This window comes from Citrobacter sp. Cpo037 (genome assembly GCF_030332945.1).
GTDB classification, from domain to species: domain Bacteria; phylum Pseudomonadota; class Gammaproteobacteria; order Enterobacterales; family Enterobacteriaceae; genus Citrobacter; species Citrobacter portucalensis.
The window spans coordinates 94368-110110 of record NZ_JAOWGW010000046.1 but is presented as its reverse complement, the minus strand read 5'-3'; the positions used below and the strand labels follow the sequence as shown (position 1 = coordinate 110110).

The 15743-nt window shown below is 49.3% G+C and carries 8 protein-coding genes and 1 pseudogene; 3 read left to right on the top strand and 6 right to left on the bottom strand.

Annotated features, from left to right (window positions below; genetic code table 11):
• Positions 1–96 precede the first annotated feature (96 nt).
• The 5 genes from OGX94_RS06530 to OGX94_RS06510 all read right to left on the bottom strand — a co-directional run bounded on the left by OGX94_RS06530 (position 97) and on the right by OGX94_RS06510 (position 10310).
• Positions 97–1464, bottom strand: a complete 1368-nt coding sequence (locus tag OGX94_RS06530) for a glycoside hydrolase family 10-like protein (protein WP_126318106.1) — start codon at positions 1462–1464, stop codon at positions 97–99.
• 12 nt (positions 1465–1476) lie between these two features.
• Positions 1477–1764 (bottom strand): VF530 family protein, encoded by a 288-nt coding sequence (locus OGX94_RS06525; RefSeq protein WP_032943454.1) that lies wholly within the window; start codon positions 1762–1764, stop codon positions 1477–1479.
• Positions 1765–1898: 134 nt separating this feature from the next.
• Entirely contained in the window at positions 1899–3227 is a 1329-nt protein-coding gene (locus OGX94_RS06520; RefSeq protein ID WP_191221490.1) for an HlyD family type I secretion periplasmic adaptor subunit, read from the bottom strand.
• The gene (locus OGX94_RS06515) at positions 3227–4966 is read right to left on the bottom strand and encodes a type I secretion system permease/ATPase (RefSeq protein ID WP_057067763.1); all 1740 of its coding nucleotides are present in this window, start codon (positions 4964–4966) and stop codon (positions 3227–3229) included. The genes OGX94_RS06520 and OGX94_RS06515 overlap by 1 nt, the downstream gene beginning before the upstream one ends.
• A 10-nt stretch (positions 4967–4976) precedes the next feature.
• Positions 4977–10310, bottom strand: coding sequence for a peroxidase family protein (locus tag OGX94_RS06510; protein ID WP_257661981.1), 5334 nt, complete (start codon positions 10308–10310; stop codon positions 4977–4979).
• Positions 10311–10943: 633 nt separating this feature from the next.
• Between OGX94_RS06510 and OGX94_RS06505 the strand changes: the two genes are divergently transcribed.
• Both OGX94_RS06505 and OGX94_RS06500 read left to right on the top strand, forming a co-directional pair.
• Positions 10944–12131 (top strand): OmpP1/FadL family transporter, encoded by a 1188-nt coding sequence (locus OGX94_RS06505; protein WP_286568930.1) that lies wholly within the window; start codon positions 10944–10946, stop codon positions 12129–12131.
• Between the two features lie 237 nt (positions 12132–12368).
• Positions 12369–12998 carry a winged helix-turn-helix transcriptional regulator gene (locus OGX94_RS06500; protein WP_003832974.1) on the top strand — a complete coding sequence of 210 codons (630 nt, stop codon included), beginning with the start codon at positions 12369–12371 and terminating at the stop codon, positions 12996–12998.
• A gap of 116 nt (positions 12999–13114) precedes the next feature.
• On the opposite strand, the gene OGX94_RS06495 is transcribed toward OGX94_RS06500, so the two are convergent.
• Positions 13115–13501, bottom strand: coding sequence for a KPN_03583 family lipoprotein (locus OGX94_RS06495; RefSeq protein ID WP_063941972.1), 387 nt, complete (start codon positions 13499–13501; stop codon positions 13115–13117).
• 254 nt (positions 13502–13755) lie between these two features.
• On the opposite strand from OGX94_RS06495, the pseudogene OGX94_RS06490 reads away from it, so the two are divergent.
• Positions 13756–15737 (top strand): annotated as a pseudogene (locus OGX94_RS06490) (alkyl/aryl-sulfatase).
• The last annotated feature ends 6 nt before the right edge of the window (positions 15738–15743 follow it).

Sequence of the window (15743 nt, the reverse complement as noted above, 5' to 3'; positions counted from 1 at the left end):
CGCAGATACGGCCGCAACACTTCCCGGAAAATTAAAGCTGAGCGGGGCAAGGTTTCCCCGCTACATTTCCCCGCTAAACTGACGAGAGGACAACCATTAACGTCCCCAACGATTGCGAATATAGGTCACAGCTTCCTGCGTTTGCGGTTGATTAAGATAATCTTCGCGAAACAGGATCGTGCCGTTGATGTACGGTTCGGATTCGTTTAAATCGAGCTGCTTTTTCAGTTCCGGCACACCGCCTTTTACCGTCCAGTCCGGCTCTTTTCTCGATGGTTCACCGACTTTATACAGCGCTACACCAATGTAGAGGCGAGTGTTGGTTGATTTCACGACATCTGCCCACCATTTTGCCAGTACATCGTAACGCGCTGCGTCACGGGCAAAAGGCCAGTAGAGTTGCGGTGCAATGTAATCCAGCAAACCTAGTTGCACCCAACGGCGGGTGTCTGCATACGACTCATCATACGCTGCCGCGCCGCGCGTGTCGGAGCCCGCTGGATCGTGCGAACGGTTGCGCCACACGCCCGCAGGACTAACGCCAAACTCGACTTCAGGCTTGAGTTTCTTGATGGTCCGCGATACCTGGGCAATCAACCTTTGCGTGTTATCGCGCCGCCAGTCAGCTTTGGAAGCGAACCCCTGACCGTATCTTCTGAAGGTCTGGCTGTCATTGAGCGCAGAGCCGGGAGATTCGGTATAGAAGTAATCATCAAACTGCACGCCGTCAACCGGGTAATTCTCAACCACTTCCGCCACGATGCTGGTGATCCAGTCGCGCACGTCGGGAATACCGGGGTCTAACACAAAACGCTCGCCCGCAGTGCGGATCCAGTCCCGATGCAGGACGTATACGCTGGACGGCGTCTGTGACAGCGTGCTGTTTAATTCAGTGACCGTCGAAGGTTTGGTGTTTACGGACACGCGATAGGGGTTAAGCCAAGCATGAACTTTCATTCCGCGCTTATGCGCTTCATCGAGCATAAACTGCAGCGGATCGTAACCCGGATCCTGGCCAATCGTGCCGGTCAGGGTATCTGACCACGGTAGAATTTTTGACTTCCACAATGCGGTCCCATCGGGCTTAACCTGGAAAAAAACGGTGTTAATACCAAGCCGTTTCAGGTTGTCCAGCTTATCCGTCAGCGCTTTTTGCTGCAGGCTGATGCGTACGGCAGGCGAACTGATGTTCACGGATGAAATCGGCGGCCAGTCAAGACGTGAAACCGTCGCCAGCCAGATCCCGCGCACTGGCTCCTTGCTCTGCTGGGGTTTGCTCACCGGAGGTAGCGGAGTGGTCTTGTAACCGGGTGGTTGTGAAGAACAGCTGCCAAGTAACAACATACTGCCCACAAGTACAGCAAACCATTTCATGTTGGTCAGCGGTAGTCTGGCACGAGAACGGGCGAGAATCTTCGCCAGTTTTTTCTGATAATTTCCTGAAAAGAAACCGGATGCTGCCATCTGATTTTGCTCTTATTTCTTTTTATTGCGGCTGTTAGCCCAGGGATCGAAGGCCGGTTCGGGGGTGTTGTTTGAGGCCAGGTCATGCAGCGAATCAAGGTACAGCGCTTCAACTTCTGCCCGCGCCCACGGCGTACGGCGCAGAAACTTCAGACTGGATTTAACGCTCGGTTCATTTTTAAAGCAGTTGATATTAATGCGTTGCGCCAGTTCAGCCCAACCATAACGTTCAACCAGGGCATTGACCTGCATTTCAAGCGTTACGCCATGTAAAGGGTCTTTAGAAATATGAGCATTCATATGAAGTCCAGTTCAGTGGTTCCAGATTTTGTCAGTAGTGTGACGGGAAGAAGGTTACAAGAAAGCAAAGCTGCCAGCAATGGCAGAAAGCGGTATGGCGCGACAAGCCGTACGCCATACCGGCAATGGATGGCTCAATACTCTTTAAAAGCCAGTTCCAGACGGGCAATCAACGGTTTAAACAGGTAACTCATCAGGGTTCGTTCACCGGTCTTGATCGTCACGCTGGCGGGCATTCCCGCTTTAATTTTGTAATCGCCCAGCAAACGCGCACCCTCTGCTGAAACCTGTACTTCCGCAAGGTAGTAAGGCTGCTGTGTAGCTTCATCAATTAAACGGTCCGCAGAGATAGTCAGAACCCGAGCCGGAACCGACGGTAACAGCGCGTGGTTAAGGGCAGGGAATAGCACATCAACGGTTAAACCAGGGACCAGTTTATCAATGACATGCACGGGTATTTTGGCATCGATTTGCATCGGTTGCCCGGCGGAAACGATATCCATTAAATGTTCTCCAGGCTGGATGACGCCGCCAACGGTACTGACTTTAACATCCAGCACGATGCCGTTAATCGGCGAGCGGATCTCGGTGTTATCCAGCTCGTGACGGGTGGACGCCAGTTCATCCTCCAGCATTGCCACTTCTTTTTGGTTTTCCGTCAGTTCAGACTCAACTTCACGTAAATATTGATGACGCACCTGGTAGGCTTTAATTTTTAATTCGTTTTGCTGCGATTTCAGTTTGGCAATGTTAAGAATATCTTCTGAAACGCTGCCAGATATTTCTGCCGCCTCGCGCTCCAGCACCAGTAATTGCGCTTTGGGATAATAGTTTTTTTCGCTCAGCGCGCGAATAGCCCCTAACTCCCGGTTAATCAGAGAAAACTGGTGGTCGCGATAGCCTTTTATTTTATTGAGATTATCCGTTTGTCCTACCAGACCATCGAGCGTTTCCTGAATCATCGACAGTTCATCCTGAATCGTTTTGCGACGGGTATCGAAAAGTTTAGCCTGCAGATTTCTGACTTCTGCCAGCCGTTTATTGCCAGATAATTGCTGCGTCAGCGTCGTATTAAAGACGATCGCATCCAGGCCATCGCGTTCTGCCAACAGGCGATCTTCGATACTTTTTGCAGAAATATACTGGGCATTTAACGCGCTGAAACGCATTTCAAGCTGCATTTTATCCAACCGGACGAGGACCTGATTTTTCTTCACCAGGTCGCCTTCTTTGATAAAGATATCCGTTACCCGACCGCCGCTCAGATGCTGAATGGTTTTGCGGTTACTCGATACGGTTACCGTACCATCGGCGACCACGCCCGCATCTAACGGCGCTTGCACTGCCCAGAGGATAAAACTACCGACACCAAGCACAATGACGATCACGCCCCGGATAATCGGCGACCAGATATTAGTATCAACGCCAGCAGAGGCCGCGTTCTCAGATTTCTTTTTCATCATCAGGCCTCACGTTGCTGTTCAGTCGTGGATGGAGAAGGCGTAGCCACTGGTTTCAGTACGTTGGCCTGACGCAAATGGGCAAAAACCTGATCGCGGGTACCAAACTCCTGTATAGCGCCATCGTTAAGCAGCAAAACCTTATTGACCACGCCGAGCAGCGTCGGGCGGTGTGAGATAATGACAGTGGTTTGTCCCTGGGTACGCAGGGTATTGATGGCTTTAACGAGTGCGAATTCGCCCGCGTCGTCAAGATTGGCATTCGGTTCATCAAGCACGATGAATGCAGGATTGTTATACACGGCGCGTGCCAGCCCGATGCGCTGCCGCTGCCCGCCGGAGAGCTGATATCCACCTGCTCCCAACAGCGTGTCATAACCTTGTGGCAAGCGCAGGATCATCTCATGAACGCCTGCCAGTAATGCGGCGGCGACGATAAGCTCACTGTCATTCTGCGCGAAGCGGGCAATGTTTTGCGCGATGGTACCGTCAAACAGTTCCACATCCTGCGGCAGATAGCCAATAGACGGGCCCAGCAGCGCTTTATCCCACTGACAAATATCTGCGCCGTCTAATCTGACTTTCCCTGATAGCGGTTTCCAGACGCCAACCAGAACCTTTGCCAGCGAGGTTTTCCCTGAGGCTGAGGGGCCGATAATCCCCAGAACTTCACCTTGCTCCAGCTGGAATGAGATATTACGCAGTAGCGGGGAAGGCTGGCCGGGGGCTGCGGCGAAGACGCTTTCGACGCTGATGTTGCCGTTAGGACGCGGCAGGGTCAGTACCTCTTTCGGTGCCGGATACTCCTTCAGCAAGGTTGAGAGCTGATGCCACGCGCTACGAAACTGCACGAACTGCTTCCAGCTGCCAATGACTTGTTCTACCGGGTTGAGGACGCGGCCAAGAATGATCGAGGCGGCGATCATCAGGCCCGGAGTAATATGGCCGCCGATCACCAGTAAAGCCCCGGCGCCCAGCGCAATAGATTGCAGCAACACCCGCACAAAGCGGCTGAGACTGCTTAACCCGGCCGTTTTGTCGGCAATCTGCGTTTGTAGCGCCAGCACTTTGTTATGTTGCTCCTGCCAGTTGGACTTCAGGGTCGAAAGCATCCCCATCGCTTCAATGGCATCGGCGTTTTGCAGCTGTTTATTCAGTTTGCTGGCATTGTTAATGGTTAAGGCGTGCGCTTGCTGAATCGGGCGCTTGGTAGAGATTTCAGATACCAACGTCAGAATAAATAATAATGTTATTCCGCCGAGAGAAAGATATCCCAGCAGGGGATGGACCAAAAAGGCGATGAACAGATATATTGGCGTCCAGGGAATATCCAGTAAGGCGAACAGGCTATTCCCGGAAAGAAACTGACGAACCTGATCTAATTCGGCTAAAGATTGCGCTGGGTTGTTATCACCGGTAACCATCTTTCTTTTAAAGGCTGCGTTAAAAACCAACTGGCTTAGCTTTATATCCAGCCTGTTGCCAAGCCTGACCATAACCTGCGCGCGGGCAGATTCAATCATGGCAATAACGATGTACAAGCCGACAATCAATAAGGTCAACATTAACAGCGTGGTGGTATTTTTACTGACCAGCACACGGTCGTAAACCTGTAGCATATAAATTGCCGGCGCCAGCATAAGCATATTAATCACACAACTAAAAAACAACAGCATCAGAAAAGTGGGTTTCGTTCCCTTTAATGCATCATTCAGTTCTGTTGGCGTATGCTGGCGCGACATAGTCATCTCCTTATACGATCAATGAACTATTGCCATTGTTACTGGCAAGGGTAGTGGGCATTTCCAGATAAAAGTCACCAATATTCACGGTGTTCGAATTGACGCCCACCAATGTGATGGTATCTGTACCGATAGTCACAATGGTGTTGCCATTGTTTCCGGTGATAGACACGCTGCTGGCAAAATTACCCGCGTTGATACCTAACAAGACGAGATCAAGGAAGTCCTGCCCGCCGTTGGGGTTACTGTCAAAACCGGTAATTCGGTCCTGCCCAAAGTTGGCACCAAAGGCGAAGATATCGCTCCCGGCACCACCGTCCAGAATGTCGTTACCTTCCTGACCATTGAGAATATCGTCCCCGCTACCGCCGGAGAGGGTATCCGCGCCCGCACCGCCAATCATGACGTCGTTACCAACCCCGCCTTGCAGGTTATCAGCGCCATCTCCGCCATCGAGGAAGTCATTCCCGATACCACCAAACAACTGGTCGTTACCGCCCATACCGAACAGATAGTCGTTACCGGTCCCTCCCGTAATGGTGTTCGCAATGGCATTACCGGTACCGATAAAACTGCCGCTGCCGGTAAATACCAGTTCTTCCACGTTATCGGTGAGGTCGTAGCTGCTAAGGTTGGTTCGGACAACGTCCGTGCCCCCATTCACACCTTCGATAACTACATCACCGAAATCATCAACGATGTAGGTATCATCGCCCGTGCCGCCGGTCATACTGTCGGCACCAAGCCCGCCATCAAGCGTGTCATTACCAGCATCACCTTGCAGAATATCTTGCCCCGCCTGACCAGAGAGGTTGTCGTTTCCCGCACCGCCGATGAGCAGATCGTCACCTGCACCGCCGAGTAAGGTGTCATTACCGCCTTCACCGCGTAGGATATCGCTCCAGGCAGTGCCGACGAGGGTGTTAGCCCCGTTGGTACCCACAATCAGATCGCCCACGGGCTGGGTGGTGGTCGACGTCAGGACAACAGGGGGGTTGCCTTCATCGTCGACGACGGTAACGACCACCTGCAACGTTCTGCCAACCATAGCCTGACCCGGCGTATAGGTGGCGGAAGTCGCACCGTTAATGTTGACGAATCCGGTTGGCGAACTCATTCTCCATTGATAAGTGAAATTACCGCCGCTCAGACCATCGGCGTCAGCAATGCCTGAAACCACCGCGGTCAGCGTCAGGCTTTCAGTTGGGGTGAGGTCGTTAATTACCGGCACACCGGTCGTGGCCTGATTTCGCGGTAGGATCGCCTGAGTTTGTGCCGACACCAGGGTTTCAGCGTCACCCATGCGGTCGTTAAAACTGGCTACCACACGCAGCGGAGCACCCTGAATAGTGCCAGGCACTCTGAACTCAACACCGGTTGCCTGATCTCGCCATTGGCCGTTGACGAATGCCTGCCAGGTCATGGTGATGGCCACATCCGCCGCCAGGCCGTTACCATCCAGCAAGTTCGCCACGTTGACGCGCAGCAGGTCGCCCACCGAAGGGTTAGGATTGCTGATGGTCAGATCGCCCGTCGCTTGCTGCGCCGTCACCCACAGCTGCTTCCCATCGCCAAACTCCAGTTTTTCGATGTTCAACAGACGATCGATGCCATCATTCAGGTTCAGCGCGGCATCCGGCGTGGCGTGATCGACGCGCAGGCTACCGTCCGCCATACGGGTAAAGACATAGTTGCTGCTGACATCACGGTACACCGCGACGTCAGTTTCCGTGCCGTTACCTTCATGCAGGATTTCTCGCACAATCGACAGCTGATTCGGTTTCAGCGTGCCGGCCAGCATGTACGATTTCAGTTCGGCCATACCTTCGGCGCTGGTGAGTCCCGCCATACCTGTAACGGCAATACGCACGTTGAGCCATGCATCACCATCAATGATATCGTTACCGGCTTTACCCATAATGCGGTCGCTACCGCCACCGCCGAGTAAAATATCGCTACCATCATCAGGGTTCAGTAGCACCGCGTCCGGATTTGTAGAACGCTCTACGCCGAGAATAGCCTGTAAACCGGTGATCCGGTCCGCACCTTCCTGGGTCAGGTTGTTAGAGAGGGGAACGCCCTGAACAGGCGCAGTACCTATCGGCTGTTCTGTCCCGGTCAGGATATCGTCGTATTTCCAGCCCGACAGCCCTTCAACAAGATCAAAACGGTCGCGTAGAATAAACTCCTGCTGGTTGACGAAAATAGGGATCCCAAGGTCAGAGTTAGCGCCATTTGGGTCGCCTTTATGGATAGCCCAGTCGAAACCGGCCATGCCATTATTGCGCTGGATCCCCGCGCCCTGAACCATGATGTCGTCACCGGCTTCGCCATCGTAGTCGGTGTCGTTACCCTGACCGTTGAGGACATCGTGACCGATAATGGTACTGTTGAAGAACAACTCAGAGTTGTCACCCGCCAGCGTGTCAAACCCGTCGCCGCCTTCCAGCCAGTCATCACCTTCGTTGCCCATCAGGAAATCACCACCCGAGCCGCCAAGTGCAAAGTCGTTATCCTGGCCCGAGAAGACCTCCTGTGCATCTTCGCCGACCACCACGAAGTCACTACCGCTGCCACCAAAGACCAGATCGTTTCCGTTACCGGAGAAGATAACGTCATGTCCGGCATCACCGTGCAGGAAGTCCGCATCACCAACAGGCGTACCGGTATCGGTAATAATGTCATCACCGTCACCACCATGGACCACGTCTGCTTCGTCGCCGCCGTCCAGTCGGTCATCTCCGCCATCACCCCACAGACTGTCGATCCCTTTACCGCCGATTAACGTATCATTGCCTGCCGTCCCTCCAAGCACCACATGCCCATCGCCGGTATATTTCAGATACCCGCCATCGGCAAAACTATCGCCGTCAACATCCACTCCTGGGTCGCGACGCACCAACAACGGCGAGAGCAGATCCTTCAGCGGATTACCCCATTTCGGGTCGATTTCCGTTTGCAGCACGCGGTTCACTTCAAAAATATGGTCCGGTGTCTGGAACAGATTAGCGGGCAGGTGGGAGGATCCCTCATCACCAAGATCGCTGTTACGCATTACCAGCGCGGAAAACGAGTTGGCCTCCAGTTCATTGAGTAAGTTCAGTCCCTGAACGCGGCTCAGATAGTAGAAACGATCGCCGTCCTGAAGCATTTCCATTTGTGTTTCAAAGACGAAGTTGAAGGTTGAGCCGAGCATGCCGCCAAATTCATTTTTGCGCTCTGCCAGCCCGCCAATCCAGAAATCGACCATATTCAGGCCGGTCTCTTTGGTTGCCCACGCTCCGGTACTGTTAAAGAAATCCATCGCATCCGCAGGCGGGGCATTGTTAGCATCACCAAACAACAGGAAGTTTACCGCTGCACGCTTACCTTCAAGGCTGGTGGCATTGAGGATCAGCTCATGCTGACCATAGGCGGCCATAAAGTTAATGATTGAAGCGGGATTTTTCAGGTAGGTAGTGAAGTCAGCCCAACTGGTATAAGGCTTCAGTTGACTATCACCGCTTAATGCAAAAAACTGCTCGCGGGCCTGGTTCAGCGTCGGCATTGCGGTGTCACGGCCACGGGCTATATTAAGCGCGCCTAAATCGAGGGGCAGGCCGATGAGATTATTACGCAGAGCATCGGTAATAAATTCATCAATTTCGTTACCCACCTGACGCGTCATACCACGCACAATTGCGCCAATAGCCTGATCGTCCGTGACGGTGGCCCCGTTGATTTGATTAAATGCTACCGGATTCAGGAATGCTGAAATCAGGTCAATATCGCCGCTTTGCATATCAATGTCGGTGCGCGCCACGGTTTCTGTCAGCATTGAATGCCCGAAACGGTAAACCACATGCGCAAACTCGGCAAAGATCATCGGGTTTATATCCGCCGTGTTGGAGAAAACAAACGGATCGACGGCGGGTTGTACGGTACGGGCAAACTCCTCGAATACGAGGTGCTGATATTGCATTTCCGTGGAGAAACGACCTGCCTGGAATAGGTACTCACCGTTCCATACCAGCGTACTGGTATCGGCAGGTAATTCCGTGATTTGATGATTGGGCATCAACCACTGATTAATGAGGTCGATATCACCGGTTTCCAGCAGTGTTGTTTTATATTGCTCAACCAGACGGTTATGCTCGCTGTGAAAAACGGCGTGCACCGCGGTTAAACCTATATTTTCGTTCCCACGCCCGTCACCGGTAATAAAGTGACGATCGAGCAGTTCGTTATCATAGGTTCCTGCCGGTTGCGCTCCTTCGCCCCCAATCGCAGTGTCATCATCTGCCAGCAGACCCGCTTTTGGCGCGGCAGTATGCGCAATATCATCAAGAAACGCATGGCCGGTGCGGAATGTTCCCTCAGGCAACAGACCGCCGTTGGCTTCAACCAGTCCCCCGGTGGTAACAATCTGTACCTTTCCATTTTCACTTAAAATCAAATTACCGTAGCGATCCGTTGCCAGCAGGGGAACATTAAACACATCCTGATCGGTGAGTTTAATGCCTAGCAGAGTTTCAGCCTGGTTTTTAACGTCGGCCCAGGTCGCCAGTCCACCGTTCGCACCGCCTAATAAATTCCCGGTAGGCTCAGGTTTCCCATCAATAATGACGTATTCGCGGATGAAAATCTGATGTGAAGGATGGGAGGTGTAGGTTTGGTTTTGGTCGATGAAGGGGGTCGTCAGGTTTACTGTCTCTCGGTTTTCATCCACCGTTGCCCGGGTTAATAGCATAAAGTTTGTCGACGACCCTTCCACATATAAAGGGTCATCCGGCTGTAGCGGAATGAAAACGATACCGTTGCCGCCTTTGGGAATCAAATCCAGACCGTGGTCAAAAAACTGGCCAAAGAAGGTCATCCAGCCGTTAAAAGCAGGGGAGAGACCGATATCGGGAGACTGGTTAGGAATGGATAACGTTTCTCCGTCTCCTGTAATAGTCCCCCCGCCGGGAGCATCTTTTAACGCGTTAAATACCTCCAGTGCGGCTGGGTTAGATGCCGTTTGATCGGAAATTAAGTTACTAATAATACGTGGGTCGGCATCAATAACGGTGCCACCAATTTGGATATAACTGGTCATTTGGTCCGCATCTTGCCAGTTTAACGCGGTTAATCTCGGCATTGTCTGGTCGGCAGAGCCATATAACTCCTGGTCTGGTAGAAGATTATTCCATGAACCATCTACCGTGCGAAGTCCATAAGGCAATAGCGGACTGGAAACTAATTCTCTAAGCAATTCAGCATTAACGCTACCATCCGGGTTAGTTGCCGCTTCGGATATTTTGATCTGCTTAAGAATAAAAGCAAGATCGTGCAGAGTGACAGTAAAGTCATATTGTGAGGCCATAAGTCATTACCCCTATCTTTACCTGTATTAGCTATCATCACTCTTTTCTTCCACTTACAAAAACTGACAGAAGAATGAGTCGTATAAGATACCTGATTGTTATTACATGATTAAAACTCCATATTTAAAAAAATGAAGTATCTACGACTTGATTAGCATTATTCTCCTGAAATTTAGTTAGCACAGTAAGATATGCACCTCACTTATATATTAGGTTTGAGCGGTTGATGGTCTTCGTGCCCCATTGAAATTAAAGGTATATTCGAGACACGCAGTTTTGAGAAGACAAGGTCTCCTCAAGGCTGTAAAGGTTTTACTTTTTAAAACGCATATTACAGTTATGTGATGATCATAACTATGGTTTTTCCGTTGGCGACTTCACTCATACTTTATTATGAAAAGATTAAATTTTCATTTCTTTACATTAGAATTTATGTCAAATCTCTTCTTAAGAAGAATTCTCATTAAGTCGACTTTTAAGATGTCATTGTGTTGAATTATAAAATTTAATATTGGATGAAATTTAACACGACATCATTCCTGATGCCTGATTATGCTATTAGCATAAATCAATACAGTGTGATAGCTGACCCTACGTTTAGTAAAGAACGCCTCCTCCAAACAGGTAATGCAATGAAAAAAAATATAATTTTTCTCTCCGGGATGATTTTTTCGTCAGTCGGTCACGCCAGTGCGCTCTACTTCTATGAAGTCGGAACGGAGGATACCGCACTGGCTGGTGCAGGGCAGGCCGCTCGTGCTCAGGATGCCTCTACGCTGTTAACGAACCCTGCGGGGATGACCCGTTTACCTGACCATATGGTCAGCGGAGGATTACAGGCGATGGGCGGAGATATTCCCTATACGCTGAACAATACGACAGATGGAAGGCAAAGCCCCGGTAATGTAATGACGCTTTTCCCCAATGCCAGCATGTTTTATACGCAACGGCTGAGTGATACCGTTTCTGCCGGTTTGGGTTTGTACGGCAACTATGGGTTAGGTATCGACTTCGGAAACTGGGCAGGGGATCGGTTAATTAAACAAAGTACCATGGTTGCGATGACGCTGAGTCCCGCCGTTGCATGGAAACTAAGTGATAAGGTGTCGGTTGGCGCAGCAGCAGGGCTAAACTATGGTTTTCTGTCGCTAAGCAGAGATGTCGATGGCCACGATGAGAAACAAAGCGATCATGACTGGGCGATGAATTACCACCTTGGCTTATTAATGGATTTAACCGACAAAACGCGGGCGGGAGTAACCTGGACCAGCAAGGCTGATTATCATTTCAATATTGACGGGACGGCACGTTTCCCCAATATACCTAATATTGGATATGATCTGCCGATCTCCACACAGGTCCGTGCTCCGCAGCAGGTGATGCTTAGTCTGGTTCACGATATCAACTGTCAATGGTCAGTGATGGGCGATCTTGGCTGGCAGGACTGGAGTCAGTTTGGCAGCCCGCAGATTACAATAAATGGTCAGCAAAGCGATCGTGATAATCGTCTGAGAGATACATGGCATACAGCGCTGGGCGTGCAATATCATCCCGATGAGCAGTGGCGCATTAATGCCGGTATTGCCTATGACAGTTCACCGTACAAATCGCAAAGTGATGTAGCGCTTTCGATGCCAACCGGCGATGAATGGCGACTTGCCACCGGTGCACAGTACCAGATTACGCCAGCCAGCAATATTGGCGTTGCCGTTGAGTATTTGCACATGCAGTCGTCCAACGTCAAATCTGATATCTTTGCAGGCCAGTATAAGAACCCGTGGCTATGGTTTGCCAGTGTCAACTACAGCTATCAATTCTAGCGCCGTTATTCCCGATTAACTATCTCACGCATTGTTAATAGTCACCATGGCGGATTATCTATCCGACAGTGTCTGGTAACCGTCTGCTGGTGGTCTTATCACACACGCTGGTTTAAATAAAAATAAATTTCTACTTTTATTATTGAGCAATTTATGGTTTTAATATGAATCTGTACTACCTTCATGGAATATAGGTAAAAGTATATTGTTTTCAATCTAAATAATACAGGTTTGATTATGCAAATTTCACCTCCGGTACGCCCAGAACAAAGCATACAACGCTTAATGCAAGCACTTGAACCGATTGCAGAAAAGATGAAGGTTGTGCCGCGGCGGCGTATCATGTGGAAATACAAGAATAAGCCTCAACTCTACCTTTTTTTGCAAGGGGAGCTGTCTATTTTACGTTCTTCTGATGGTCTGTTAATCGTGACCGTCTATGAACCCCATTTGTTCGGTATTGCCGAAATGATCCAACCGGTACACGGCCATTTATTGCGCGCTGAAGCTGAGTCAACATTATTACGCGTCGATGCCGATAAAGCACGAGAACTCTTTCATCAACAAGGCTTGTGGGAAGATGCGGCGGCAGTGCTTTCATATCATACGGGCTATCTCTTTTATCGTGATGATTTAGTCGTACAGCAGCGTACTTATTCAGTGATACGTAACCACCTAGAAGAGATGATTTTGTTGCCGGAAGAGACGCGCACGCGAGTCTCTATTTTAGATTATATTCAGGATCGGACCCACTTATCGCGCAGCAGTGTTTTAAATGTTGTGTCTGCGTTAAAAAAAGGAGGGTATATTGATTTTGAACGCGGAGGGTATCTTACTTCCATCAATAAATTGCCTGAGCGATTTTAAATAAACCCACAAACAAGTTACAAATCGATTATCTAAATTTAATATTCTATTGTTGTGGTATGCCATATATCAATCGTAAGAAATCCTCCTCATCATTTTCTGAGGAGGATTTCTTGTTATTCAATAAGAGAGTTCACGGACTGATTAATGCTTAACAGTCCTGTTTGATTATGCTCCTTATAATAAAAATTGTTCATTTGCTGCATTTGTTCGAGCTTGGTTAAAGAAGCATAAACCTGGTATGCCTGGCTATGAACGTCAAACATCTCTCTTGGCTTAACCTCATGAAGATATTCATTTTTTAATGAACTCGCGACGTTTTCAATTTGCTGTTTATTATCCTGATATAAGGACAGGGATGCCGAGTCACTACTTGATTTTGACTCGGGTTGTGCCTGAACAACAGGGATCACCATTTTATTGATTTTAACAACTTTCTCTGGGGGAGAAGTATTACAGCCAGAAAGTATCCCAACGATGAGAAGTAGATAGAGAGTGCGCATATATAGTGTTCTAAAGACAATGGATGCCAGCTATTATCTTTTTATACAGTCAGGTGTCTACAGCTATTTTGTTTAAATAAAAACAAAAGGAAATTTAAAATTAAATGCCATTGCATTACATTGTTTCATAAGACCATGTTAGCCTACGAGCATTAGATTATAGAAACCTGATAAGTACAGTATTACGGAAGCTTCTCAACAATCAGAACTGCAGGATTTCTTTCTTCTGGATAATATATTATTAGCGAGGATTTATGAAACTTAATAAACTAGTAAGTTATCTGACTTTAGCTGGCGTGTGTTCAACATCATTAATATCACTACCTGTATTGGCACAGGAAGGAGCAAAAGATGCGACTGCTCAGACCAAAAGTGCGAATGACGCATTATATGGTCAATTGCCATTCACTGATAAAACCGATTTTATGAACGCACATAAAGGTTTTATTGCTCCGCTTCCCAGTGAATTGATTAAAGGGAAGCAGGGAAATGTTGTCTGGGACCCTCAGCAATATGCCTTTATCAAAGAGGGCGAAAAAGCCCCCGACACGGTTAATCCAAGCCTGTGGCGTCAGTCGCAGTTGATCAATATTGGCGGTTTGTTCCAGGTCACTGATGGCGTGTATCAAATCCGTAATCTTGATCTCTCGAATATGACAATTATGGAAGGGAAAGAGGGTATTACGGTCATTGATCCGCTGGTATCTGCAGAAACCGCGAAAGTGGGAATGGACCTTTATTATAAGAATCGCGGTAAAAGACCCGTTGTTGCCGTCATTTATACGCACAGCCATGTTGACCACTACGGTGGTGTCCGCGGCGTGATTGATGAAGCGGATGTGAAATCCGGTAAAGTGAAGGTATATGCACCGGCTGGTTTTATGAAGGAAGCTGTATCTGAAATATTATGGCAGGTAACGCCATGAGTCGCCGAGCTAGTTACATGTATGGCAATCTGTTGAAACCGGATGCAAAAGGTCAGGTCGGTGCGGGTCTGGGGACGACAACCTCCGCCGGTACGGTGACGCTGATTGAACCCACTAACTATATTACCCACACCGGGCAGAAAGAAGTTATCGACGGTCTAACCTATGACTTCATGATGGCACCGGGATCGGAAGCACCTTCTGAAATGCTGTGGTATGTAGAAGAGAAGGGAATGATCGAAGCTGCAGAGGATGTCACCCATACGCTACATAACACTTATTCATTACGTGGCGCGAAGATCCGCGATCCGCTGGCATGGTCAAAATATATCAATGACGTTATTGGCCGCTGGGGTGGAAAGGCAAACATTATTATTGCTCAGCATCACTGGCCGACCTGGGGTAATGAAAATGTGGTGAAGTTAATGAAAAGTCAGCGTGATATGTACCGTTACATCAACGATCAGACGCTGCGTATGGCTAACCAGGGGCTGACCCGTGACGAAATCGCCGCTAACTTCAAACTGCCGTCTGGTCTGGAAAAATCATGGGCCAGCCGTGGATACTATGGTTCTGTAAGCCATGATGTGAAAGCAACGTATGTCTTTTACCTCGGCTGGTTCAACGGTAATCCGGCAACACTGAATGAATTACCGCCCGTTGATGCCGCGAAGAAATATGTCGATTACATGGGCGGCGCTGATGCAATCATGCAAAAAGCGAAAACGGATTACGCCCAGGGCAATTACCGTTGGGTGGCGCAAGTCACTAACAATATCGTCTTTGCTGATCCGAGCAATAAAGAAGCCCGTAATCTGGAAGCCGATGCCCTTGAACAAATGGGTTACCAGGCTGAGTCCGGCCCATGGCGTAATTTTTATCTGACAGGTGCACAAGAATTACGCAACGGTGTGGTAAAAGGCGCGACGCCAAATACCGCCAGCCCGGATACCGTTAAGGCCATGTCGCCGGAGATGTTCTTTGATTATCTCGCGGTACATATTAACGGAGAAAAAGCGGCAAATGCGCAGGCAGTCTTCAACATCGATTTAGGTGCTGACGGCGGTAAATACAAACTGGAACTGGAAAACGGTGTTCTTAACCATAGCGCTGATGCACAGGCCAGTAATGCTGACGCCTCCATTACGCTTAACCGTGCAACGTTGAACAAAATCATTCTTAAGGAAGAATCGCTGAAACAGGCAGAAGAGAAGGGTGATGTACAAATTTCCGGCAATCATGCCAAGCTTGATGAGTTCCTCGGGTATTTAGATAGCTTTGATTTCTGGTTTAACATGGTAACGCCTTAACTGTAG

Bases quoted from the DNA above. Each gene is read 5' to 3' on its own strand.
- OGX94_RS06520 (WP_191221490.1), bottom strand. From the start codon at position 3,227: ATGATGAAAAAGAAATCTGAGAACGCGGCCTCTGCTGGCGTTGATACT.
- OGX94_RS06500 (WP_003832974.1), top strand. From the start codon at position 12,369: ATGCAAATTTCACCTCCGGTACGCCCAGAACAAAGCATACAACGCTTA.
- OGX94_RS06525 (WP_032943454.1), bottom strand. From the start codon at position 1,764: ATGAATGCTCATATTTCTAAAGACCCTTTACATGGCGTAACGCTTGAA.
- OGX94_RS06505 (WP_286568930.1), top strand. From the start codon at position 10,944: ATGAAAAAAAATATAATTTTTCTCTCCGGGATGATTTTTTCGTCAGTC.
- OGX94_RS06495 (WP_063941972.1), bottom strand. From the start codon at position 13,501: ATGCGCACTCTCTATCTACTTCTCATCGTTGGGATACTTTCTGGCTGT.
- OGX94_RS06515 (WP_057067763.1), bottom strand. From the start codon at position 4,966: ATGTCGCGCCAGCATACGCCAACAGAACTGAATGATGCATTAAAGGGA.
- OGX94_RS06530 (WP_126318106.1), bottom strand. From the start codon at position 1,464: ATGGCAGCATCCGGTTTCTTTTCAGGAAATTATCAGAAAAAACTGGCG.
- OGX94_RS06510 (WP_257661981.1), bottom strand. From the start codon at position 10,310: ATGGCCTCACAATATGACTTTACTGTCACTCTGCACGATCTTGCTTTT.